The following is a 23,640-nucleotide window of genomic DNA, read 5'->3' as shown; positions in this document are numbered from 1 at the left end:
GGGGACAGCGGCGAGCGGGGATTTGCCGCTCGCGTTCGACCGGACTATCATGGCCTTACCTCCAGAAGATAAGGAGTTCCGGGAGATGAAGAAGCTGATTTCGATCGCCGCCGTGGCCGTCCTCGCCGCTTGCTCGCAGCAAGCCGAGGATCCCGCCGCGCCCGCCGCGACGACCGCCGCAACCCAGACGCCCGCCGACACCGTCGCTATTTCACAACTCGCTGGCCCAGAGGCGGCCGGGAGCTACGAGGTGACCTGGGCCGACGGCACGGTGACCACGACGATGATCAACGCCGACGGCACTTACGTGGATACGATGGACGGCGATGAAACCTCGCACGGCACCTGGGCCGTGAAGGAAGGCAAGAGCTGCCTGACCCCCGAAGGCGGCGCTGAGCTGTGCTGGACCGACGGCACCCGCGCCGACGACGGCAGTTGGGAAGCCACCGCCGAAGACGGGACCAAGGTTATCGTGCGAAAAGCCGAAGCCGACGCCGCGGCGACAGCCTGAGGCGAATCAGGGCTCGCCGGCGCCCCACAGGCGCTCGGCGGGCACCCAGCCGTCGTGGCCCTCGACGTCGAGGCTGCACCAACCGGCATCGCAGTCGCCGAGCTTGCCGACGACGCCCGGCTCGAGATTCCAGCGCAGGTCCGCATCGCCCGACGGCCCGGCGCGCATCGCCACCAGCCCGTCCCCCGTCACGATCGCACCGCGATCGGCACGCAGCAGCCGTGCAACCACCCAGCCCTGCGCCCCGTCCGGGTCCTGGATCAGCCGCCACCCTTCGACCACGCGCACCACCTTCACCGGCAGTCCTTCGCGTTCGTAGACCCATTCGATCTGATAGTTGACGCTCGGCCCCACGCGCATGTTCAGCTTCGAGGTGCCGATCGTCGCCCAATACGGCACCTCGCGTTCCTGCGCGGCTGCGGGAACGGCCGAAAGAGCCGCGGCGAGAACCGGCATCAGGGCGATCGTCAGCTTGCGCATCATGTGCCTCTCATAAATCGCCAGCCCGCCTCGCTTCAAGCCCCGCCGCTTGACCGAAAGCCCCACACCGTCCTAGCGCGAGACACATGGACCAGACGGGAGAGACATCGAACCGGCGCGTCGCGGGCAAGCCGCGCGTGATCGTAACGCGGCACTTGCTGCCTTCGATCGAGACGCGGATGGAGGAACTGTTCGACGCCCGGCTCAATGCCGACGATGCGCCGCTCTCGCGCGAAGCGCTGATCGCGGCGATGAACGATTGCGACGTGCTGGTGCCCACCGTCACCGATCGGATCGACGCGGATCTGATCGCCCAGGCGGGCGACCGGCTCGGCCTGATCGCCAGTTTCGGCGCCGGCACCGACCATATCGACCTCGCCGCCGCCGCGAAGCGCAAGATCATGGTCACCAACACCCCTGGCGTGTTCACCGACGACACCGCGGACCTGACGATGGCGCTGATCATCGGCGTGCCTCGCCGGCTGCGCGAAGGCACCGCGCTGATTCGGCGCGAGGCCTGGACCGGCTGGGCACCCTCGGCGATGCTCGGCCACAAGCTCGGCGGCAAGGTTCTCGGCATCGTCGGCATGGGCCGGATCGGCCAAGCGGTGGCCTACCGCGCGCGCGCCTTCGGGCTGGAAATCCGCTACCACAACCGCCATCCGCTGCCACAGGCGGTGGAGGCGATGTTCGGCGCGCAATACGTCGAGAAGCTCGACGATCTCGTCGCGCAATCCGATATCCTTACCCTGCACTGCCCCGCCACGGCGGACACGCGCGGCCTGATCGACACGCGGCGGATCGGCCTGATGAAGCCGGGCGCGACGCTGGTAAACACCGCGCGCGCCGATCTGGTCGACTACGATGCGATGATCGAGGCGCTGGAAAGCGGCCACCTCGGCGGCGCGGGGCTCGACGTGTTCCCCGAGGAACCCAAGGTCGACGCCCGCCTCGTCGCCCTCTCCAACGTCATCGCCCAGCCGCACATCGGCAGCGCCACCGTGGAAGGCCGCGAAGCCTCGGGCGAGAAAGTCATCGCCAATATCCGCTTCTGGGCCGACGGGCACCGCCCGCCCGATCAGGTGCTGGAGGCGTTGGTCCGGTAGCCGTCAGTCGCCGGTCAGGATCCGGTCCACCAGCTGCTTCACGCTGGGCGTGAAGTTGTTCGAATAGAACGGGTCCTGCTTGAAGCGGTAGGCGGCGTGGCCGGCGAAGGCGAGGTTGTCGTCCACCGGGGCGCCGTGGGCGATGTCCTGTAGGGTTTTCTGGATGCAGAAGCTGCGCGGGTCCGCCAGACGCCCGGTGGTGAAATCGTCGTGGTCCTTCCACGACGAGAACCCGCAGTGCGACAGGCAGCCCATGCAGTCGGCCTGGTCCTTGCGGATTTCGGCCCGGCTTTCGGGAGTGACGAACACAACGGTATCGTCGGGCGTCTTGAGCGCGTCGGTATAACCTTCCGCCGCCCAGTTGCGCGCGCGGTCGCGGTCCTTGGGCGTGACCCAGAAGTTCTTGCCCTTGATGCCGACGTCGAGCTGCACCGTGTGCTCGCCCGCCTCGACCTTGGAATAGGGGATCTGCCGTTCGGAGCGGTGGATCAGGTCCCACAGGAACGGGTTCTTAACCGCGCTCGAATAGAAGCCCGTGGGGGAGAACTTGTGCAGCAGCACATCGCCCGGCTCGAGCGTGCGCAGCATATCCTTCCACCCTTGCGGGATCGGGCTTTCCTCGGTCAGCAGCGGACGGGTGCCGAACTGGAAGGCGATCTTGCCAAGCTCGGGATTGTCGATCCAGTTGTCCCACTCGCGCAGGAACCACACGCCGCCCGCCATCACGATCGGCACGTCTTCCGACACGCCCTCGGCGCGCATCGTCTCGCGCAGCGCCTTGACGCGGGGATAGGGATCCTCGGGTTTCGTCGGGTCTTCGGCGTTGCTGAGGCCGTTGTGCCCGCCGGCGAGCCACGGGTCTTCGTAGACCACCGCCGCCATCAGTTCGCTGACCTTGTGATAGCTGCGCTTCCACAGCGCGCGGAAGGCGCGGGCCGAGCTGATGATCGGCAGATAGCTGACGTTGAAGCGCGCCGCGATCTCGGCCAGCTTGTAGGGCATCCCCGCCCCGCAGGTGACCCCGGTGACGAGCCCCTTGGTGCGCTCGAGCACGCCTTCGAGCACCTGCTGCGCACCACCCATTTCCCACAGTACGTTGATGTTGATCGCGCCCTTGCCGCTTGCCACGTCGTAAGCGCGGCGAACCTGTTCGGTCGCGCCGTCGATCGCGTAGCGCACGAGCTGTTCGTGCCGCTCCTTGCGGGTGAGTTGGTCGTAGACCTGCGGGATAATCTTGCCTTCGGCGTCGTAGCTGTCGGCGTTCACCGCGCTCACGGTGCCGATGCCGCCTGCCGCCGCCCATGCGCCGGAGGAGAGGTGATTGGTCGCCGAAACGCCCTTGCCGCCCTCGATGAGCGGCCAGACCTCGCGGCCACCGTAAACGATCGGGCTAAGTCCCTTGAATGCCATGCTAACTGTGTTTCCTTCGCGGACTACTGCGCCGCGTTGCCTGCCTCTTCCGGTACGCCCCGGCATGGCCTGATGTCTTCGGGTTTCGGCCTCTTAGCCGCCCGCTTGAACTGTGCATAGTACCCTGCCAGTTCCGGCGCGTCCTTGAACGTATCGAGCACGAAGCCGACCTGCTGCAATTCGCAGCTCAGCAGCAGTGGATCGATGCCGTGCTGGTCGGTCGGCCGGTCGACGTCGACCACGATCACCCGCCCGCCTTCGCGCAGCGCCGGCCACAGGCGCCAGAGGAAGGCGTAGGGCTCGCCGATCTCGTGGTACATGTGGACCATGAACACGCGGTCGAAGCTGTCTTCGGGCAGCATCGGATCGGCCGGTTCGCCCAGCTTGATCGACGCATTGTCGAGCCGTTCGCGCTCGACCCGGCGCGCGAGGCGGTCGAGCGCCTCGCGGTCGATGTCCTGCGCCAGCACGCGCCCGTCCTCGCCCACGCGGTCGGCCAGGCGTACGGTGTAGTATCCCTCGCCCGCGCCGATATCGGCGACGCTCATGCCCGGTGCGATCCCGGCCAGATCCATTACCGTTTCCGCCTCGCCGCGATTGTCGCGCACGTCTTCGGTCGAGAATTCGTTCGAGCCGAGTTCCGACACCGCGCGATCGGGCAGCGGGAACTCGCGCGCGGCCTCGGGCCTGCCGCCGTCGGCCGGCTTACAGGCCGTCAGCCCGAGCGCCAGCGCGGCGCATGCAAGGAACATCAGCGGTTTCATCGTTTCCCGACCGCCCTAGCGGCAAGCGGCGACGCTGGCAAAAGGCTTCGCCGCCGTCAGTCGACGTCCTCCACCTCGACCGCCTCGCCCGTCACCCGCTGCGCCAGCGCGGCCGAGATGAACGGGTCGAGCGCGCCGTCGAGCACGTCGTCGGGCGCGGTGGAGGTGACCCCGGTGCGCAGGTCCTTCACCATCTGGTACGGCTGGAGGACATAGCTGCGGATCTGGTGCCCCCAGCCGATGTCGCTCTTGCTCGCGTGCTCGGCGCTCGCGGCTTCCTCGCGCTTGCGCAGTTCCTCTTCGTAGAGCCGCGCGCGCAGCATGCCCATCGCGGTGTCGCGGTTCTTGTGCTGGCTGCGGTCGTTCTGGCTGGCGACGACGATGCCGCTCGGTACGTGGGTGATACGCACCGCCGAATCGGTGGTGTTGACGTGCTGTCCGCCCGCGCCGCTGGCGCGATAGGTGTCGATCTTGAGGTCGGCGGGATTGATCTCGATCGCGATGTTGTCGTCGATGACCGGATAGACCCAGACCGAGCTGAAGCTGGTGTGCCGCCGCGCCGCGCTGTCGTAAGGGCTGATGCGCACGAGACGGTGGACGCCGCTCTCGGTCTTGGCGTAGCCGTAGGCGTTCTCGCCCTTGATCTGCAGCGTCGCGCTCTTGATCCCGGCCTGCTCGCCCGCCTGGTATTCGACCGTCTCGACCTTGAAGCCCTTGCGCTCCGCCCAGCGGGCGTACATCCGTAGCAGCATCTCGGCCCAGTCCTGGCTTTCGGTGCCGCCCGCGCCGGCGTGAATCTCGAGGAAGGTATCGTTGGCGTCGGCCTCGCCCGCCAGCAGGGCCTGCACCTTGTCGGCATCGGCGCGCACGGCGAGCTTCTCGAGGCTCGACAGGCCGTCCGCGACGATGTCGTCATCGCCCTCGGCTTCGCCCATCTCGACGAACTCGATCGCGTCCGCCTTCTCGCTCTCGATCTCGCGCACCGTCTCGACCGCACTCTCGAGCCGCTTCTGCTCGCGAGTGATCGCCTGCGCTTCCTTGGGATCGTCCCACAGCGTAGGATCCTGGACGCGTGCGTTCAGCTCGTCGAGCCGGCGCAGCGCGCGTTCCCAGTCGAGCGACTGGCGCACGAGCGCCAGGGCGGCATCGATACGGTCGATATGGGCCTGCCCTTCGGCACGCATTGGTTGGTTCTCCGATCAGGAATTGGGGGCCCGCTTAGACGAGCCGCGCGCGATACGAAAGGGCGGCAGCGCGAAAGGGCAGCAGGCGTCAGCGCTTGGCCGCGAGCTTCCGCACCTCGGCCAGCGTCAGTCGCACGTGATCGCGATAGTCGAGGTCCGAATGCACGAACGCGATGCGGCCTTGCTGGTCGATCACGTAGCTGGTGCGCTCGGTCAGCCCGGTCGCCTTGCCTTCGCGCACCAGCGAGGCGTCGTAGGCCTCGATGATCTTGAGCGATGCGGCGCCGACCGCGAACTTGCTGCCGCATTCCTCGGTCGAGAAGCGCTTGAGCGTGGCTATGTCGTCGGCCGACATGCCCACCACGGTCGCTCCCGCGGCGGCGAAGTCGTCCGCCGCCTCGGCGAACTGGCGCGCCTCCAGCGTGCAACCCTCGGTGAACGCCTTGGGGTAGAAATAGAGCACGACCGGACCCTTCGCGAGCGCGGCGCGCAAGTTGAAGGCGAAGGTCTCCCCGCCCTTGGCCGCTTGGGTCGCGAACAGCGGCGCCTTCGCGCCCACGGGCAGTTCGGCCGCCGCCGGGGCCGCGAGAAACGCCGCCAGCGCGGCCGTCAGAACCATATGCCTCATCGTTCTCTCCTTCGCGGCGTCAGTAAATTCCGCCCTGCTCCTCGACGAAGTCCGACGGCTCGCCGAAGGCGTCGCCGAACGCGGCGTCCTGCCGCGCGCGCTGGCCTGCGCGGATCAGGTCGAGGAACTCGCGCCGCTTGGCCTCGATCGCGTCGGCGCGCGTGCGGCGCGGCGGCTCGGTGTCGGGCTTGAACGCCTCCCAGATGATCGCGGCCAGCGGCTCGTCGCTCGGGGTGCCGTCGAACACGCGCTTGCCCGACCGCCGGTCGATCCGCACCATGCGCACCCCGGCGGGCGCGACGAAGGGCTCGTCGGTCCAGTGCGAGCGGGTCTGCTCGACGAAATCCTTGAAGATCGGCGCGGCGGTGTTGCCGCCCTGGACCCAGCCGCCCATGTTCCGCGGCTGGTCGAAGCCGAGGTACATCCCGGCGATGATGTCGGGCGATCCGCCCACGAACCACGCGTTGGTCGGGCCGGTGGTGGTGCCGGTCTTGCCGAACAGCGGCAGGTTCAGGCTGCGCAGCCGCACCGCGGTGCCGCGCGTGACCACGCCGCGCAGCATGTGGACGACCTGATAGGCGGTGCGCGGATCGAGCACCTGCCTGCCGCTCAGCCCCGGTCGCGGCATTGCCTGCCCGTCCCACTCGGCCATGTTGCAGCGCTGGCATGCCCGCTTGTCGGCGCGCCAGATGACCTTGCCGTGGCGGTCCTGCACGTAGTCGATCAGCGTCGGCGGATTCTGGCGCCCGTGGTTGGCGAGCGCGGAATAGGCGCTGACCATCTTGAGCACCGTGGTGTCGCCCGCGCCCAGCGCGAAGGCCGGATAGGGCTCGTAGCTGCCGATGCCGACCCGCTCGAAGGTCTTGATGACGTTGGGCATCCCGGCGTCCATCGCGATGTGGACGGTCATTAGGTTGCGGCTCTGTTCGAGCCCCCAGCGCATCGTGTGCACCCCACCGCCGCCGCCGCCGAAGTTGCGGAAGCATTTCTCGCCCAGCCGCGCACCCTGGTAGAAACAGAACGTCTGGTCGGGCACTTGCGTCGCCGGGGTCATCCCGTGGTCGAGCCCGGCGGCATAGACGAACGGCTTGATCGTCGATCCCGGTTGGCGGTCGGCCTGCGTCGCGCGATTGAAGTCGCTCAGCCGGCTGTCGAACCCACCCTGCATCGCGAGCACGCGGCCGGTCAGCGGCGCCATCGCGACGAAGCCGCCCGACACCTCGGGTACCGAGCGCAGGCGGTAGCCATTGCCCGCCTGCTCCACCGCCACGACATCGCCGACGTTCAGCGCATCGGGGAAGCCGCTCAGCGGATAGCTTTCGCCGTCGGTCAGCCCGATCGTAGCCGAGCCGCCGCTGCGTTCGGTAACCACGCCGACGCGCCAGTCGTCATAGCTGATTCCGAGGTTCGACGAGCGCAATTGCTGGATCAGATCGCCGTTGTCGGGGTCGATCGTCGCAACCGGGCCGGGCCAGCCGCGGTTGCCGTGATAACGCATCATGCCGCCGCGCAGCGCATCGCGCGCGGCCGATTGCAGTTCGGGATCGAGCGAGGTGCGGACCCACAGCCCGCCGGCGTAGACGCTGTTGCGCCCGTCGTCCGCCGTCTCGCCGAAATCCTCCATCAGGTTGCGGCGCACTTCCTCGAAGAAATAGCCGGCGTCGGCGGTGCTGTATTGCTCGCGCATCGGCTTGAGGCCCAGCGGCTGCGCTTTCGCCGTGGCTGCTTCGGCGGAGGATACGAAGCCGTTGTCCACCATCTGGTCGAGCACGAAATTGCGCCGCTCGATCGCCATGCCTTCGTATTGCTTGCGCCCATAGCGCTCGGGCGCCTTGGGCAGAATCGCGAGGAACGCCATCTCGTGCAGTTCGAGATCGTCGACGTCCTTGTCGAAATAGGCGCGCGAGGCGGCCTGCACGCCGAAGCTGCGGCGGCCGAGCGGAATTTCGTTGAGATAGAGTTCGAGGATCTGCTGTTTCGTCAGCGCGCTTTCGATCCGGCGCGCGAGCATCATTTCCTTGAGCTTGCGCGTGATCGAATATTCGTTCGACAGCAGGATGTTCTTCGCCACCTGCTGAGTGATCGTCGAGCCGCCGACCGCGCGCTCGCCCGAGCCGAGCTTGCTGACGTAATCGATCACCGCGCCCGCGAGGCCGCCCATGTCGATCCCGCCATGGGTGAAGAAAGTCTTGTCTTCGGCCGCGAGATAGGCCTCGATCAGCTGTTGCGGGAAGTCGGGATATTGCAACTGAACCCGCCGCTCGCGCGCGTAGGAATAGACGATGTCGCCGTCGATCCCGCGCACCATCGTGGGCAGCGGCGGTTCGTATTCGAGCAGCATGTCGGCATCGGGCAAATCACGTGCGAGCAGCGCCCAGGCGACGATCCACAGCGCCAGCGCCGCGCCCAGCAGGATCGCGAACCAGCGGAACCAGCGCTTCTCGCGCCAGTTTTCCCGAAACCAGCTCAACGCGCCCGAGGCATCGCGGCGGATGCGGTAACGGAAATACTCTGTGTGGGACTTTTCGGCCATGGTCGGCGCGTCCCTAGCACGCGCTTTCCGTGCAGCGCCACAACGATTGCGATCGGGTGGCCGCGCTGCCCTGCAATGTCATCTTCGCCAAATGTCAGTCCGGCACAAATGTCATCCCCGCGAAGGCGGGGATCCATAGTGCAGCCGCTCCTCCATGGATTCCCGCGTTCGCGGGAATGACATAAGCTGCTGGGGCACGAACGCCGGCACCGCCCGTAGGGCTCAAGCACCCGCCGCCCTCGCGAAGTAGATGCGGATCGCGCGTGCCATGACCTCGGCGAAGCGGGCGCGGCCTTCGGGCGTGGTCAGGCGGGCAGCATCCTCGGGATTGGTGATGAACCCCGATTCGTAAAGCACCGCGGGCACGTCGGGCGCGCGCAACACCGCCAACGCGGCCGAGCGGCGGGTCTGCGGATGGAATACCAGCGTGCCCTCGCCCTCGCGCACGATCAGCCCGGCGAACTCGGCCGACTGCTCCTGCACGCGGCGCTGGGACAACTCGACAAGGATCGCGCTGACCGCTTCGCTCTGCCCGTCGATCGCGACCCCGTTGACCCGGTCGGCCTCGTTTTCGCGCGCGGCGAAGCGCGCCGCCGCTTCGCTCGAGGCTTGCGCCGAGAGAGTGTAGATGCTCGCTCCGCTGGCCTCGGTTTCTGACCCGGCGGAATCGGCGTGGATCGAAACGAACAGGTCGGCGCCCATCCGCCGGGCGATCTCCGGCCGCTCGCCCAGCACGAGGAACCTGTCGTCCTCGCGCGTCAGCGCCACGCGGATGCCCCCTTCCTCGACCAGCCGGTCGCGCAATGCGAGCGCCAGCGCCAGCGCGATATCCTTTTCGCGGAACCCCTCCACGCTGGCACCGGGATCGCGCCCGCCGTGCCCCGGATCGATCACCACCAGCGGGCGCGCGCGGCTCTGCGGGCCGTGGATCTTGGGCAGGTCTACCGGATCGCCAGCGGGCGGCAGCAACACGCGCACCACGTAGTCACGCCCCAGGTGCGGCACCGGCAGCGTCAGGCCGAACGCATAGAGCCCGCCGAGCAACGCCAGCGGAGCGAGGAAAATCAGCCAGATGCGAAAGCGCATGGACATTGCGCGGCGGTGTTAGGGTCGAAACTCGATCAGGTCGAGGATCGAGATTGCCCATGAAAGCCTGCCGACAAGGAGCGCAGCGCAGTCGCCTGGCGGCGCCAGGCGCAAGCAAGCGACGCCGCTCGGCGGGCTTTCATGGGCAACCGCTGCGCGGCGGGCGGCTTTTGTCTCGACCTCGTCCTGATCGAGTTTCGACCCTGAGGCGTTGCGGCCATGTTGCGCAACATGGTTGCCCAACCTTGCCCGCGGTGCTAGCGAACGAGAGCCGGAATCCGGCCCGCCTCCATGCCCTCGGCCCCCGATCCTTTGGGGCTTGCGGGAAACGGGCGGCACGCCCGGAAATCCCTTTCCGGCTTCGTTTTACGCAGGTTGATGCAAGACATGAGAAGCCTCTCCCCGACCCTGACGACGCTGCCCCCGGCACGCGTCGCGTCATGGGCCGGCCGGGCGGCGCGACCAAGGCGCACTCGCATGCTTGCAGACACATCATTCCGGCGCGGCGGACATTCCCGCTCCGTCCGGTTCGACAACGCCGACGGCCGCGACGCGGCCTCCGGCTCCCACACATTTGCGCGCATCATACCGGCAGGCGCCAGCCCGCCCGGACGCGCATGGAGAAATTTGAATGGCAACGCGCATGCTAATCGACGCGCGCCACCCGGAAGAAACGCGGGTGGCGGTGCTCAAGGGCAACCGAATTGAGGAATTTGACTTCGAATCTGCCGAACACAAGCAGATCAAGGGCAATATCTATCTCGCCAAAGTCACCAGGGTAGAGCCGAGCCTCCAGGCCGCGTTCGTCGATTTCGGCGGCAACCGGCACGGCTTCCTCGCTTTCAGCGAAATCCATCCCGACTACTACCAGATCCCCAAGGAAGACCGCGAGCAGCTCCTCGCCGAGGAGGCCGAGGCCGCCGAGGAAGAGGCGCGCCTGCGCGCCGAAGAGGAAGAGCGCGGCGAACTGCCCGGCGACGAATACGATGCCGATGACGAAACCGGCGAATCGCTGGTCGAGGAATTCGCCGAGGACGGGGTCGAGGAAATCGATACCTCGGAGAAAGATAAGGTCTCCACCTTCGAGGAAGGCCAGCTCGCCGGCGGCGACGACGACGACGGCGACGACGAGAACAACAGCAGCGAGCGCGAAGACGGCGACGATGCGCGCCGCGGACGCCGCGGCAAGGGCCGCCGTCAGGGCAAGGGCCGCGAGCGCACGAAGGAAGTCGACGAGGTCCGCGCCCGCCGTCAGGCGCTGCGCCGCCGCTACAAGATTCAGGACGTGATCCAGCGCCGCCAGGTGCTGCTGGTGCAGGTCGTGAAGGAAGAGCGCGGCAACAAGGGCGCCGCGCTGACCAGCTACCTCAGCCTTGCCGGGCGCTACACCGTGCTCATGCCGAACAGCAGCCACGGCGGCGGCATCAGCCGCAAGATTTCGAGCGCGAGCGACCGCAAGCGCCTGAAGTCGATCGTCGGCGATCTCAAGCTGCCCCGCTCGATGGGCCTCATCGTCCGTACCGCCGGGCTCCAGCGCAACAAGACCGAGATCAAGCGCGATTTCGACTATCTTGCGCGCTTGTGGGACGAGATCCGCGAGAACACCCTCGCCTCCTCCGCCCCCGCGCTGATCCATTCGGACAGCGAGCTCATCAAGCGCGCGATCCGCGACGTCTACAACCGCGAGATCGAGGAAGTCGTGGTCGAGGGCGAGGAAGGCTACCGCTCGGCCAAGGCGTTCATGAAGCTGCTGATGCCGAGCCACGCGCGCCGGGTGAAGGCTTATTCCGATCCCGTACCGCTGTTCCAGCGCTACGGCGCGGAAGACCAACTCCGCGCGATGTACGACCCGGTCGTCCAGCTCAAGTCGGGCGGCTACCTGGTCATCAACCCGACCGAGGCGCTCGTGTCGATCGACATCAACTCGGGCCGCTCGACCAAGGAACACGGGATCGAGCAGACCGCGCTCGCGACCAATCTCGAGGCGGCAAAGGAAATCGCTCGCCAACTGCGCCTGCGCGACATGGCCGGACTGGTCGTGATCGACTTCATCGATATGGAGTACAACTCCAACATCCGTAAGGTCGAGCGCGCGATGAAGGACGCGCTCAAGAACGATCGCGCGCGCATCCAGGTCGGCCGCATTTCCGGCTTCGGCCTGATGGAGATGAGCCGCCAGCGCCTGCGCACCGGCGTGCTCGAAGCCACCACCCGCGACTGTCCGCACTGCGACGGCACCGGCTTGGTGCGCACCGCGTCGAGCGCGGGCCTGTCGGCGCTGCGCCTGATCGAGGACGAGGCGGCCAAGGGCAAGGGCACGATCATCACGCTCGCGGCGAGCACCGAGGCGGCGGTCTACCTGCTGAACTCGAAACGTCACGATCTGGTTGAGATCGAGCAACGCTACGGCGTGACCGTCGAGGTCGTGCCTGAGGGTGAGGACGAAGGCGCCAAGATGGGCGTCTCCAGTTCCGGCCCGCGCCCGACCGAAGCGCCCAAGTTCGAACCGATCGTCGACGACGAAGAGTACGACGACGAACCCGAAGTGGACGAGGCCGACGACGAAGCGGATCGCGACGACGACGACGGCGAGGATGCGGGACGCGGCAAGAAACGCCGCCGCCGCCGCGGCGGACGCGGGCGCAACAAGGGGCGCAGCGATAACGGCGACAGCGAAACCGACGAGGAGGATTCCGACGAGGACGAATCCGCCCGCTCCGAACGCGCCGACGACGAGGACAAACCCCGCAAGCGCCGCCGGCGCGGCGGGCGTCGTAGGCGTGGCGGCCGCGACCGCGACGAGCGGTCCGCTGGCGACGAGGACTCGCGCGATAGCGAAACTTCCGAAACCGACACGTCCGGGGCTGACGCTCTCGATCAGGTCTCCGAGCACGTCGAAGCCGACATGCCTGTCGTCGCCGGGCCCGAGGGCGCCGACGAGACTGCCGCGGAAGCGCCCAAGCCCAAGCGGCGCACGCGGCGCAAGAAGGCTGACGAGCCGGCTCCGGAGGAAGCTGCGGCGCCCGCCGAAGCCGAGCCCGCCGCCGAGGAAAAGCCCAAGCGCCGCACTCGGAAGAAGAAGGTCGAGGAACCCGCCGCCGAAGCGCCTGCCGAGGCAGAGGCCGAAGCGGCTCCGGCCAAGCCCAAGCGCACGCGCCGCAAGAAGGCGGAAGAGCCCGCTGCGGAGGCAGCTCCGGCGAGCGAGCAGGCGGCCGAGCCGTCCGCCGCACCGTCGGCTCCGGCCAACGACGCCGACGAAGGCAAGTCCGTCGCGCCGCGCCGTGGCTGGTGGCAGCGCACGTTCGGAGAATGACGGCCAGCCCGCGCGGGAGCGTTCCCGCGCGGGTTTCGCCTCAGCCGCGTTCGCGCCGCAGCAGCTCGCGAACCGTTTCGAGATCGGACGGTTTGTCCACGTCCACCGCCGCGCGCCCGTCGCTCGCCGGAACCACCGTGGCTCGCAGGCCGATCCGCCCCGCGAGCCGGCCGATTCCCGCGGCGAGCGTCAGCCGCCCGGCAAGATAGGCGAGCAGCATTCCCGGCCCCAACCGGGCGACGATCCGCCACGGGCGCTTGCGGTCGGCCTCCACCTGCTGCCACAGCGCCAGCGCGCGCGCCGCCGCCGGGGTGCGGAGATAGAACAGGTTGCAGCCCGACCAGTGTCCGTCGGCGAAGCGCAGGTATGTCCGCTGCGAACCGGGCACCGCGGCCTCGATCGTCTCGCGCCGCGCGAGCATCAGCGAAACGTCGCTGTCGGCAGGCGTCGCGCGGACCAGTTCCTCCACCCATTCCGCGCGCAGCAGCGCATGATCGGCGGTGGTCACCAGCAGCGGCGCGCCAAGCGCCTCGAACGCGGCGGCGACGCTCCCGCTCGGCCCTTTGGCAGGCGGAATCACCAGGCAATCGAGTTCGCGCGCGAGGTGAGCGACCGGCCCTTCGTCGCAGCTCACGGCCACCTGTGTCACACCGCTTTCGCGCAGAGCAGCCACCACGCGCGCCAGCATCGGGATACCGTCCAGTTCGATCAGCGCCTTGTGCGCGACCCCCGCTTGCCACGCGAACGGATCGCCTCCGGGTCGCGTCCCAGCGAGGACGAGCGCGTTCACCGGCCCGCCTGCACCGTGCGCTCGCGGCGCAGCACGGTGAACACCGCCAGACTCATCGCGAGATAGCTGCACGCCATGCCCAGTGCGACCGCCCAGCCGATCCCCACCGGCCCGTAACCCTCGAACGCGAAAATACCGCCGATCAGCACCACCGCGGCGAGGCTGCGCGCGATCAGCGGGCGCGAGGGGTGCCCGGTGGAATGGAGCACCGGCTCGTACGAGGCGCTCGCCAGATCGAACGCCGCGCCGATCGCCAGCGGGATCAGCACCGCACCGCCGCGCGCGAAGCCTTCGCCGCCGATCAGCGCCAGCAGGTCGTCGCCGAACGCCAGCGCGGCCAGCGTCACCGTGACCCCGCCGATGCCCGCGATCACCGTCACCTGCCGGACGAGCCGCGCGAAATCGCCGACCTCGCTGACCACGCGGGCATGCGCGAATTCGGGATAGATCGCCCGGCTGACAAGCTGCGACAGCTTGCCGAAGCCCTGCGCGAGCTGGTCGGCCAACCGGTAGATGCCCGCCGAACTGGTGCCGAGGAAATAGCCGACCGCGAGCAGCGGGCCCTGCTTGTACAGCGCGTCGAGCGTCGAACTCGCATAGGTGATCCCGAAGAACCGTCGTACCCCCGGGTTCTCGCGTGCGGCTTGTGCGATCCCGCCGAAATGCTCGCGCCGCATCGCCTGTGGTGCCAGCCGCCAGGCCGCGATCCAGTAGACGATGGCGGACAGGATCTCGATCGCCGCCCAAGCGATCAGGAAGCGCCCGACGTTCGCCCCGACCAGCACGATCGCGAAGGCCGCCAGCAGCCGCCCGGTCGGCACGATCGCCTCGACATAAGTTGCCACGTCGAACCGGCCGAGCACACGCACGATGCCGATCGGCGTGGTGGTGCGCGCCAGCAGCAGCGCGCAGTTGAAGGCGAAGCCCATCGCGATGTAGGTCTGGTTCAGTTCGAGCATCTCGGCGAACCCGAAATAGATCACGTAGGCGAGCAGGCAGCCGACCAGCGCCCCGCCCGCGTCGATCACGCCGCAGAACCACACCAGCCGGCCGAACCGGGGCCAGTTGTCCTCGTGCACGGCCTGCGCGCCGAAGCGCACCATCGTCTGCCAAGTCTGGAAGCCCGCCACCGCCACCAGCGCCTGGCCGGTGCCGAAGATCAGCGAAAAGTGCCCGAAATCCTTGATCCCCAGCGACCGCGACAGCACCGCGAGATAGACGATGCTGCACACCGCGCCGAAGCCCTTGCCGCCGAGCAGCCAGGCCAGGTTCTTGAGGATCGTGGACAAGCCATTGCGCGAAGTTGGGGCGGGCGACGGCATCGTCTCGCTCTGGACGAGCTTGGCAGGTGGGTCAATGCTCGCCGGGCGGGCACGGGGCAGCGTGAAATCGCCGATGGCGCCCCGCCGCCGATTGCGTTAGCGCACCCGGCCGATGGCGCGCATCTGCTTCCTGTTCAACCACGATCAGCTCCACCAGCTCGCGCACAGCCTGCCGATCGCGCTGGAGCTGGCGCGCGGCGGCGGGCACGAGATCGTGCTCGCCGCGGGCACCGAACCGATCGCGGAGCGGATCAGGGCGATCGCCGGGGACGTGCTGGAGCGGGTCTCGCTCGTCCGGCTCGACCTCAGCAGCGGCGTGTCGCGGTTCGCAGCGGACGCGCTGGAGTGGTTCGTTCCGGCGCGCAAGATCCTGCTCTATCGCGATAACCTCGATTTCTTCCGCGGGTTCGACGCGCTGGTGGTGTCGGAAAAGACCTCGCTCCTGCTCAAGACGCGCTACGGGCTCGACCGGCTCAAGATCGTCCACACCCGTCACGGCGCGGGGGACCGTGCGATCGGCTTCGGCAGCGAAAGCGCGAAGTTCGATCTCGTGCTCGTTTCCGGCCCCAAGATCGCGCGCCGGCTGACGGCGGAAGCCGGGGTTTCGCCCGATCGCGTCCGCATCGTCGGCTATCCCAAGTTCGACCTGTTCGCCGACAACCGGATCGCCAACCCCTTCCCCGATCCCTCCCGCCTCACGGTGCTCTACACCCCGCACCCCTCCCCGCGTCTGTCGAGCTGGTATCGGATGGGATCGCGCGTGCTGGCGGAACTGGCGGCGAGCGACCGCTACAACGTGATCTTCGCGCCCCACGTCATGCTGTTCCGGCGGCGCTTCACCGTGACCATCGCCCCGCCCGCGATCGAGCGCGTGCCGCAAGTCGACCCCGCGATCGAGGCCTGCCCGCACATCCTGATCGACCGCGGCAGCCCGGCCTCGACCGACATGAGCTACACCAATCTCGCCGACATCTACTGCGGTGACGTGAGCAGCCAGATCTACGAGTTCCTCCTGCGCCCACGCCCGTGCCTGCACCTCGACGCCCACGGCGTGGACTGGCAGGGCGATCCCGACTACGCGCACTGGCAGACCGGCCCGGTGGCCGGGCGCGAGAGCGATATCGTCGCCGCGCTGGATAGTGCCGTCGCGAGCCACGGCGATTACCTCGCCCGCCAGCAGGCACTGTTCGCCGATACCTTCTCGACCGAGGCCGAACCTGCCGCTACACGCGCGGCCGTCGCAATCGCGCATTTCATGGAAGAACGCGGGTCTTTATGAACGACGAAGGCATGGAGCCCGCCCGGCTCGATGGCAGGCACGTCTGGGTGATGGCGAAAGGCTACGCCGCCGAGGAAGGCGGCATGCAGACTTACGCGCAGGGCGTCGCCGAAGCCTATGCCCGCGCCGGCGCGCAAGTGACCGTGTTCACCCAGACGGCGAGCGGTCCGCGCGAGATGCGCGTGGGGCCCGTCGCCATGATCGACGTCGGCCGCGCGAAATCTCCGTTCATGCCGCTGCATCTGCGCGCGGCGATGCGCCGCAAGCGGGCCACCTGCGGCGTGCCCGCGCTGGTCCACGGCACGACGTGGCGCACCTCGATCCTGCCGATGATCTCGGGCCTGCCGTTCGTGACCACCTTCCACGGGCGCGAATTCATGTACGGCGGCGGCGGAACGTGCCGCGTGATGCGCCTCGTCGCCCGCCGCGCCCGCGCGGTCGTCACGGTGAGCGGCTACAGCGCTGCGAAGCTGAGCACGCGGCTGGGGCCCACGCTGCCCGCGCCGGTCGTCGCCTGGAACGGCCTCGGCGATGCGCCCGCCGAATGCCCGCCCAAGTGCCCGGACGCCGCTGAAGCCGCGCCGCTGATCTTCTCGCTCTGCCGGATGGAGCCGCGCAAGAACATCGCCGCCTGCGTCCGCGCGCTGGCCGATCTGCGCGACGAAGGCTTTCGCTTCCACTATGTCATCGGCGGCCGCGGCCCTGCGCTCGAGGAGATCGAGCGCATCGTTTCGCAACTCGATCTGGCGGACATGGTCGAAGTCGCCGGTTTCATTCCGGCGAGCCGCGCCGCGACGCTCTATGCCGAGGCCGACATCTTCCTGCACCCGCAGATCGAGATCGACGACGGCCGCGATTTCGAGGGGTTCGGCATCGCCATCGCCGACGCCATGTTCGCAGAGTCCGCGGTGGTGCTCGGCAAGGCGGGCGGCGCGATCGAACTGATCGAGCATGGGGTCACCGGCCTCGCGGTGGATGGGACCGACCATGCCGAGTTGCGCGACGCGCTGCGCCGCCTGCTCGCCGACCCATGCGAACGGCGCGCAATGGCCGCGGCGGCGCGCGCCCATGCGCAGCGTACGTTCTGCTGGCATCGGCACGTCGCGCTGATCCTGCGCGCGATCGGCGAATCAGCGGCGAAAATCGACCGGTAGCCACCCGCGGTCGCGCGCGCGCCGCGCGACGGCCGGGCGCGCGGTGACGAACAGCGCCTCGTCCGCGAAATCGAGCATCGGCGCGTCGCTCGCGCTGTCCGAATAGAACCGCAGGCGCGCCTCGCCGCGCACCACGCCGGCTTCCTCCAGCCAGCGGCGGCACGCTTCCAGCTTGCCTGCGCCGTAGCAATTGCCCCCGGCGATGCGCGGCGCGTGGCGGCCCGGATCGGCGACGTGCGGCGTAGCGATCACTGCGTCGAACCCGAGCAGGTCGCCGATCGGGCGCGCGTAGAACCCCATCGCGGCGGTGGCCAGCACCAGCCGGTGGCCCTCCGCCCGCTCGCGCGCGATGCTCGCCGCCGCGCCGGGGGCGACCCAGCCGGGAATTATCCGTCGGGCGAAAGCCGCGCCGAGATCGTCGAGCGCGGCATCGTCCGCATCGCGCCCGATGAACAGGCGCAGGCCGAAGTTCTTCAGCGCGTCGCGCGAGAAGAGCCGCAGCTTATAGAGCGCCATCGCCGCGATCCACACCGGCACCGAAGCGAGCCGCAACGGCGCACGACGGCGCGCGGCGAAGATCAAAAACGGGGTGTAGCTGGCATGGCGCAGCACCGTCCGGTCGAGGTCGTAGATCGCGATGCGCATGACCCGCCGCGCCTGCCATCGCCGCGCCCTGGGGGCAAGCCCGAGCAGCCTGTGCCGCTAGCGATTACATCTGTCGACGTTGATCGGATGCGGACCGGCCTTGGTCGATGCCCGGCGGACAGGCGCGCCGCGGACGCGCAATTGCCGGTGGCGCGAAACGAATGCTTACTGGGAGGGACTATGCGCTGCACCTGGACGACCGCCGGAAAGGCCGGACGACGCCGATTGCTGGCGGGCGCGGCCGCCGGCGTCCTCGCGTATGCCTCGGCCGCGCAGGCGCAGAGCGGTGCCGATCCGGCAGCCGGGCCCCAGGCAGACACCCCTCCGGTAGAAGCCCCGTCGTCGCCCGACCCCGGCGCTTCCGCCGACAAGCGCCAGGTCTTCCTTCCCGCCGATTTCGCCCGCTACGCGCCCAAGAACGCGCTCGACATGCTGCAACAGGTGCCCGGCTTCTCGATCCGCGAGAGCGAGCAACTTCGCGGGCTTGGCCAGGCGACCGGCAACGTGCTGTTCAACGGCAACCGCCCGGCCAACAAGTCCGACTTCCTCACCACGATCCTCCAGCGCATTCCGGCCGCCACGGTGATCCGCATCGAGATCGTCGACGGCGCGACGCTCGATATCCCCGGCCTCTCCGGGCAGGTCGCGAACGTCGTGTTCGAAGCGAACCAGCTCAGCGGGCAGTTTTCGTGGAAGCCGCAGTTCCGCTCGCACTACACCGATCCGCTGTTTACCCGGGGCGATATCTCGGTCACCGGGCGCGCAGGAACGATCGAATACGAAGCCGCGCTCAACAACGACGATTCGAGCCGCAGCGGCGCGGGCGGGCCGACGCTGATCTACGACGGTGCGGGTGCGATCACCCAGCGGCGCGAGGATATCTGGACCTCGAACTACGATTCACCCAAGCTTTCGGGCAAGCTGACGTGGGACGGCCCCGGCTCCAGCGTCGGGCATCTCAACGCCCACTACCAGCGGATCTACAGCACCTATCGAGAGGACGGGCTGCGCGTGTCGCCGGGCCTGCCCGACGAGGTGCGGACCGTGCGCGAGAACGCCGACAGCTGGAACTACGAGGTCGGCGGCGACTACGAATTCGGCCTCGGCCCGGGCAAGCTGAAGGCGATCGGCCTGCGCCGCTTCAACCACGAGCCGTTTTCCCAGACCGTCGTCTCGCGCTTCGCCGACGGCTCGACCGACATCGGCGACCGCTTCGTGCAGACCGGCGATCTGGGCGAGACGATCGCGCGCGGCGAATACGACTGGGCGATGCTGGGCGGCGACTGGCAGCTCTCGGCGGAAGCGGCCTTCAACACGCTCGACAACGTGGCGGGCCTGTTCGCGCTCGATCCCGGCGGCGAATTCGTCGAGATTCCATTTCCCGGCGGCACCGGCGGCGTGCGCGAGGATCGCTACGAATCGCTGCTCAGCTTCGGGCGGCCGCTGACGAGCACGCTGTCGTTCCAGATCGTCGCGGGTGCCGAGCATTCGACGATCGAACAGACTGGCGCCAACGGCCTGACGCGCAGTTTCTTCCGGCCCAAGGGCACGCTGTCATTGGCCTGGAAGCCGAGCGACACGTTCGACGCATCGCTCAAGATCAGGCGCCGCGTCCTCCAGCTGTCGTTCTACGATTTCCTCGCCCGCGCCTTCCTCAACGACGACAACCAGAACGCCGGCAATGCCGATCTCCGGCCGCAACAGGACTGGAGCTACGAGGGGGAGATCAACAAGAAGTTCGGGCCGTGGGGCTCGCAGCAGTTCCGCTTCGTCTATCGCGACGTCGAGGACTACGTCGATATCGTGCCCGTCGGCGATGGCGAGTCGGTCGGCAACATCGCGAAGTCGTGGGCCGCGGCGATCGTCTCCACCAGCACGATCAAGTTCGAGCCGATCGGCCTCGCGGGGCTCAAGCTCGATGCGACCTTCGTGCTGCAGACCTCGCGCCTGCGCGATCCCTTCACCGGCGAGAAACGCCAGTGGAGCGGCTTCGCGAACCGGCAGGCCGATATTTCGCTGCGCTACGACATTCCCGCCAGCGACTGGGCGATCGGCAGCAACGCCAGCCACACGCACTACCTGCCGCGCTACCGCAGCAATCAGGTCGACCGCGAATGGGAAGGCCCGTGGTTCGCTTCGCTGTTCGTCGAGAACAAGGACGTGCTGGGTCTGACCGCGACTGCGGGTGTCGACAACGTGCTCGGCGCGCGATCGTACCGCACGCGAACCCTATATAGCGGCATTCGCGGGCAGAGCCCGGTCGCGTTCGTGGAGGATCGCGACCGGCTGATCGGCCCGATCTTCTTCTTCGCGCTGCGCGGGAATTTCTGACTCGCCCGCGCGATTCCGCCGATTTCAGCGATTGCTCACTCTTCGCTCATGCCGCTCACGCATTCGGCGTGCATGGGGGTCCGGTTTCCAGCGAAGGGGATTTCACGATGAACGAAGCATTCTCGAACGACGGCCGGCTCGCCAGATTACCATGGCGACCGTTGGTCTGGGGCGGCGCGGCGGCGCTCTATGCGGTGCCGGTGGTGGCCTGGCTCGCCGTGCCCGGGATGCTATGGGACGGGGCGGACTTCGTCTTCGCCGCGGTGCTGATCTTCGGCGCGGCGCTGATGGTCGAGATCGGCCTGCGGCTGTCGCGCGACGTGGCCTATCGCGCGGGCGTCGCGGTCGCGGTGGGGGCGGCGTTCCTCACCGTGTGGGCCAATGGCGCGGTCGGCATGATCGGCGACGAGGACAATCCGCTGAACCTGATGTATCTCGCCGCGCTGGCCGCAATGGCGCTGGCGGCGCTCGCCGCGCGCTGCCGCGCCGCCGCGCTGTCGAAAATCGCCTGGGCCATGGCCGCCACGCAGTTCGCCATCGCCGCGGTGGCGCAGTATCACGGCCATTTCGTGTGGGTCATCGCCGCATTCTTCGCCACGATCTGGGCGACATCCGGCTGGCTCTTCGCCAAGGCGCAGCGCGCCGGCAGCGGTTGAGCGCAAGCGGCGCTCTTGTTGCTCGCCGCCCTTGCCAGCGCACCGTCAATCGCTAGAGAGAGGCGCAAAGCAACAGGATCGAACGATGGCGACCTTCACCCTCCCGAAGAACTCGAAAATCAACGGCAAGGGCCGCACGCACCGCGCGGAGGGCGCGAGCCGGGTGCAGAAGTTCAAGATCTACCGCTACGATCCCGACAGCGGCGAGAACCCGCGCTACGATACGTTCGAGATCGATCTCGACGCGTGCGGGCCGATGGTCCTCGACGCACTCATCAAGATCAAGAACGAGATCGACCCGACGCTGACCTTCCGCCGTTCGTGTCGCGAAGGCATTTGCGGTTCGTGCTCGATGAACATGAACGGTAAGAACGGGCTCGCCTGCACCACCGCGATGGGCGACCTGAAGGGCGAAATCCGCATCACCCCCCTGCCCCACATGGAAGTCATCAAGGATCTCGTTCCCGATTTCACGCACTTCTATGCGCAGTACGCCTCGATCCGCCCGTGGCTGCAGACCGTCTCGACCACGCCGAGCGGCAAGGAACGGCTGCAATCGCCCGAACAGCGCGAAAAGCTCGATGGCCTCTACGAATGCATCCTGTGCGCCTGCTGCTCGACCGCGTGCCCGAGCTACTGGTGGAATTCGGACAAGTTCCTCGGCCCCGCGATCCTGCTCCAGGCCTATCGCTGGCTGGCCGACAGCCGCGACGAGATGACCGGCGAACGGCTCGACGCGCTGGAGGATCCGTTCCGGCTCTATCGCTGCCACACGATCATGAATTGCGCGAACGTTTGCCCCAAGGGCCTGAGCCCGGCAAAGGCGATCGCCGAGACCAAGAAGATGATGGTCGACCGCGCGATCTGATCCGCGATGGTATTGGCGGACGAAATCTTCGACCACGGGCCGGACCCGGAAAATCCGGGCTGGCGGCACTGGAATCTCAAGGATGCGACGCTGTTCAACAGCGCGGTGATGGGGCGGCTCATCACCCGCGTCGACGAAGACGGGCGCGCCCGCCTGCGCATGTTTCCCGAGCGGCGGCACGAAAACCTGCAGGGCATCGTCCACGGCGCGGTCACGCTCGCGCTGATCGACATCGCGCTGTTCACCACGATGCACACGCTCGGCAGCGGGAACGCGGGGCCTTCGGTGACGCTCGAGCTTTCCACGCAGTTCGTTGGCCCCGGCGATCCGGCGCGCCCGCTCGACGCGGTGACGCAGATCGTGCGCGAGACCGGCAGCCTCGTGTTCGTGCGCGGCGACGTGGTGCAGGATGGCGACGCGGTCGCCGCGTTTTCGGGCATCGTCAGGAAGATGCGCCCGCGGTGAGCGGCATGCTCGCCCGCTACGAGCGGCTGGTCGCATCGGAGGAATTGCGCCCCGATCCTGACCAGCGCCGCGCCGCCGAGCGGCTCGACCGGCTGCAGAAGGACTTGGAGGCGGAGACTTCGGGCGGGCTGCTGTCGCAGTTGTTCGGCGGGCGCAAGACGCGGCCGCAGGGCGTCTACATGTGGGGCGGCGTCGGGCGCGGCAAGTCGATGCTGATGGACCTGTTCGTGGAAACGCTCGGCATTTCCGAAAAGCGGCGGGTCCATTTCCACGCCTTCATGCTGGAGGTCGACGGGCTGATCCGCGAGGAGCGCGCGAAGGAAAGCGGCGACCCCATCGCGCCCGTCGCGAAGCGCATCGCGGCCGACGTTCGCTGCCTCGCGTTCGACGAGATGGTGGTGAACAACACCGCCGACGCCGCGATCATGAGCCGGCTGTTCACCGCGCTGATCCGCGACGAGGGCGTCACCGTGGTCACCACCAGCAACCGCCCGCCGGCCGATCTCTACAAGGACGGGCTCAACCGTTCGCTGTTCCTGCCCTTCATCGCGCTTGTCGAGGCGGAGCTGGACGTCGTGCCGCTCGACGGGCCGACCGATTACCGGCTCGACCGCCTCGGCGGTATCGACACCTGGCACACCCCGCTCGGCGACGCGGCTACCGCGCAGGTACGCGAGGCGTTCTTCCGCCTGACCGACTACAACCCCGAAGACGCCGCCAACGTGCCGAGCGCCGATCTCGACCTCGCTGGCGGCCGCACGCTGCACGTGCCCAAGAGTCTCAAGGGCGTCGCGGTGTTCAGCTTCAAGCGGCTGTGCGGCGAGAACCGCGGCGCGGCGGATTACCTCGCGATCGCGCGCGCCTATCACACCGTCATCGTCGTCGGCATCCCGGTGATGGGCCCGGACCGCCGGAACGAGGCGATCCGCTTCACCAAGCTGGTCGACGCGCTTTACGAACTGCGCGTGAAGCTGTTCGCCACCGCCGACGCCGAGTCCGAAGGCCTCTACCCGGCGGGCGACGGCAGCTTCGAATTCGCCCGCACCGTCAGCCGGCTCGAGGAAATGCAGAGCGAGGCCTACATGGCGCTCGGGCACGGGAGCTGATCGCGGCTT

General features: G+C 68.0%; 20 protein-coding genes. 10 read left to right on the top strand and 10 right to left on the bottom strand.

Annotated elements, in window-relative coordinates; all coding sequences use genetic code 11:
- Window positions 1-85: 85 nt before the first annotated feature.
- On the top strand, window positions 86-511 hold the full coding sequence (locus ACE3QC_RS02335) for a hypothetical protein (protein WP_374405494.1): 426 nt from the start codon (window positions 86-88) through the stop codon (window positions 509-511).
- 6 nt (window positions 512-517) lie between these two features.
- Here the strand turns inward: ACE3QC_RS02335 and ACE3QC_RS02330 are convergent, their stop codons facing one another.
- The gene (locus ACE3QC_RS02330) at window positions 518-994 is read right to left on the bottom strand and encodes an SH3 domain-containing protein (protein WP_374405493.1); all 477 of its coding nucleotides are present in this window, start codon (window positions 992-994) and stop codon (window positions 518-520) included.
- 83 nt (window positions 995-1,077) lie between these two features.
- Here ACE3QC_RS02330 and ACE3QC_RS02325 point away from each other — a divergent pair, with 83 nt between their 5' ends.
- Window positions 1,078-2,097, top strand: coding sequence for a 2-hydroxyacid dehydrogenase (locus ACE3QC_RS02325; protein WP_374405492.1), 1,020 nt, complete (start codon window positions 1,078-1,080; stop codon window positions 2,095-2,097).
- A gap of 3 nt (window positions 2,098-2,100) precedes the next feature.
- Here the strand turns inward: ACE3QC_RS02325 and ACE3QC_RS02320 are convergent, their stop codons facing one another.
- The 6 genes from ACE3QC_RS02320 to ACE3QC_RS02295 all read right to left on the bottom strand — a co-directional run bounded on the left by ACE3QC_RS02320 (window position 2,101) and on the right by ACE3QC_RS02295 (window position 9,708).
- Complete coding sequence (locus tag ACE3QC_RS02320; protein ID WP_374405491.1) at window positions 2,101-3,507, bottom strand: NAD(P)H-dependent flavin oxidoreductase; 1,407 nt, start codon at window positions 3,505-3,507, stop codon at window positions 2,101-2,103.
- 23 nt (window positions 3,508-3,530) lie between these two features.
- Window positions 3,531-4,259, bottom strand: coding sequence for a class I SAM-dependent methyltransferase (locus tag ACE3QC_RS02315; protein ID WP_374405490.1), 729 nt, complete (start codon window positions 4,257-4,259; stop codon window positions 3,531-3,533).
- Window positions 4,260-4,327: 68 nt separating this feature from the next.
- Window positions 4,328-5,455, bottom strand: a complete 1,128-nt coding sequence (gene prfB, locus ACE3QC_RS02310; RefSeq protein ID WP_374405489.1) for a peptide chain release factor 2 — start codon at window positions 5,453-5,455, stop codon at window positions 4,328-4,330.
- 88 nt (window positions 5,456-5,543) lie between these two features.
- Window positions 5,544-6,083, bottom strand: coding sequence for a peroxiredoxin (locus ACE3QC_RS02305; RefSeq protein WP_374405488.1), 540 nt, complete (start codon window positions 6,081-6,083; stop codon window positions 5,544-5,546).
- A gap of 19 nt (window positions 6,084-6,102) precedes the next feature.
- The gene (locus ACE3QC_RS02300) at window positions 6,103-8,616 is read right to left on the bottom strand and encodes a penicillin-binding protein 1A (RefSeq protein WP_374405487.1); all 2,514 of its coding nucleotides are present in this window, start codon (window positions 8,614-8,616) and stop codon (window positions 6,103-6,105) included.
- Window positions 8,617-8,838: 222 nt separating this feature from the next.
- A complete protein-coding gene (locus ACE3QC_RS02295; protein ID WP_374405486.1) occupies window positions 8,839-9,708 on the bottom strand; it encodes an N-acetylmuramoyl-L-alanine amidase in 870 nt (289 codons plus the stop codon).
- 625 nt (window positions 9,709-10,333) lie between these two features.
- Between ACE3QC_RS02295 and ACE3QC_RS02290 the strand changes: the two genes are divergently transcribed.
- Window positions 10,334-13,015: a ribonuclease E/G gene (locus ACE3QC_RS02290; protein WP_374405485.1), complete on the top strand. Its 2,682-nt coding sequence runs from the start codon at window positions 10,334-10,336 to the stop codon at window positions 13,013-13,015.
- A 40-nt stretch (window positions 13,016-13,055) separates the two neighbouring features.
- Here ACE3QC_RS02290 and ACE3QC_RS02285 read toward each other — a convergent pair whose 3' ends face one another.
- Both ACE3QC_RS02285 and ACE3QC_RS02280 read right to left on the bottom strand, forming a co-directional pair.
- Window positions 13,056-13,805, bottom strand: coding sequence for an NTP transferase domain-containing protein (locus tag ACE3QC_RS02285; protein WP_374405484.1), 750 nt, complete (start codon window positions 13,803-13,805; stop codon window positions 13,056-13,058).
- Window positions 13,802-15,094 (bottom strand): lipopolysaccharide biosynthesis protein, encoded by a 1,293-nt coding sequence (locus ACE3QC_RS02280; RefSeq protein WP_374405483.1) that lies wholly within the window; start codon window positions 15,092-15,094, stop codon window positions 13,802-13,804. Before ACE3QC_RS02280 ends, ACE3QC_RS02285 begins: the two co-directional genes overlap by 4 nt.
- Window positions 15,095-15,239: 145 nt before the next feature.
- Here ACE3QC_RS02280 and ACE3QC_RS02275 point away from each other — a divergent pair, with 145 nt between their 5' ends.
- Together ACE3QC_RS02275 and ACE3QC_RS02270 are read left to right on the top strand one after the other, a co-directional pair.
- Window positions 15,240-16,406, top strand: coding sequence for a hypothetical protein (locus ACE3QC_RS02275; RefSeq protein ID WP_374405482.1), 1,167 nt, complete (start codon window positions 15,240-15,242; stop codon window positions 16,404-16,406).
- Window positions 16,403-17,560: a glycosyltransferase family 4 protein gene (locus tag ACE3QC_RS02270; protein WP_374405481.1), complete on the top strand. Its 1,158-nt coding sequence runs from the start codon at window positions 16,403-16,405 to the stop codon at window positions 17,558-17,560. The genes ACE3QC_RS02275 and ACE3QC_RS02270 overlap by 4 nt, the downstream gene beginning before the upstream one ends.
- Here the strand turns inward: ACE3QC_RS02270 and ACE3QC_RS02265 are convergent.
- On the bottom strand, window positions 17,537-18,205 hold the full coding sequence (locus ACE3QC_RS02265) for an HAD-IB family phosphatase (protein WP_374405480.1): 669 nt from the start codon (window positions 18,203-18,205) through the stop codon (window positions 17,537-17,539). The genes ACE3QC_RS02270 and ACE3QC_RS02265 overlap by 24 nt on opposite strands.
- Window positions 18,206-18,385: 180 nt before the next feature.
- Between ACE3QC_RS02265 and ACE3QC_RS02260 the strand changes: the two genes are divergently transcribed.
- The 5 genes from ACE3QC_RS02260 (at window position 18,386) to zapE (ending at window position 23,631) form a co-directional block, all read left to right on the top strand.
- The gene (locus tag ACE3QC_RS02260; RefSeq protein ID WP_374405479.1) at window positions 18,386-20,536 is read left to right on the top strand and encodes a TonB-dependent receptor; all 2,151 of its coding nucleotides are present in this window, start codon (window positions 18,386-18,388) and stop codon (window positions 20,534-20,536) included.
- Window positions 20,537-20,643: 107 nt separating this feature from the next.
- Window positions 20,644-21,192 carry a hypothetical protein gene (locus ACE3QC_RS02255; protein ID WP_374405478.1) on the top strand — a complete coding sequence of 183 codons (549 nt, stop codon included), beginning with the start codon at window positions 20,644-20,646 and terminating at the stop codon, window positions 21,190-21,192.
- A gap of 85 nt (window positions 21,193-21,277) precedes the next feature.
- Window positions 21,278-22,060, top strand: a complete 783-nt coding sequence (locus ACE3QC_RS02250) for a succinate dehydrogenase iron-sulfur subunit (protein ID WP_374405477.1) — start codon at window positions 21,278-21,280, stop codon at window positions 22,058-22,060.
- 6 nt (window positions 22,061-22,066) lie between these two features.
- Complete coding sequence (locus ACE3QC_RS02245; RefSeq protein WP_374405476.1) at window positions 22,067-22,525, top strand: PaaI family thioesterase; 459 nt, start codon at window positions 22,067-22,069, stop codon at window positions 22,523-22,525.
- Window positions 22,522-23,631, top strand: coding sequence for a cell division protein ZapE (gene zapE / locus ACE3QC_RS02240; protein ID WP_374405475.1), 1,110 nt, complete (start codon window positions 22,522-22,524; stop codon window positions 23,629-23,631). Before ACE3QC_RS02245 ends, zapE begins: the two co-directional genes overlap by 4 nt.
- The last annotated feature ends 9 nt before the right edge of the window (window positions 23,632-23,640 follow it).

Origin of the sequence: Pelagerythrobacter sp. (assembly GCF_041912895.1) — a bacterium.
Classification (GTDB): Bacteria; Pseudomonadota; Alphaproteobacteria; order Sphingomonadales; family Sphingomonadaceae; genus Pelagerythrobacter.
This window is presented reverse-complemented; position numbering and strand designations above follow the sequence as displayed.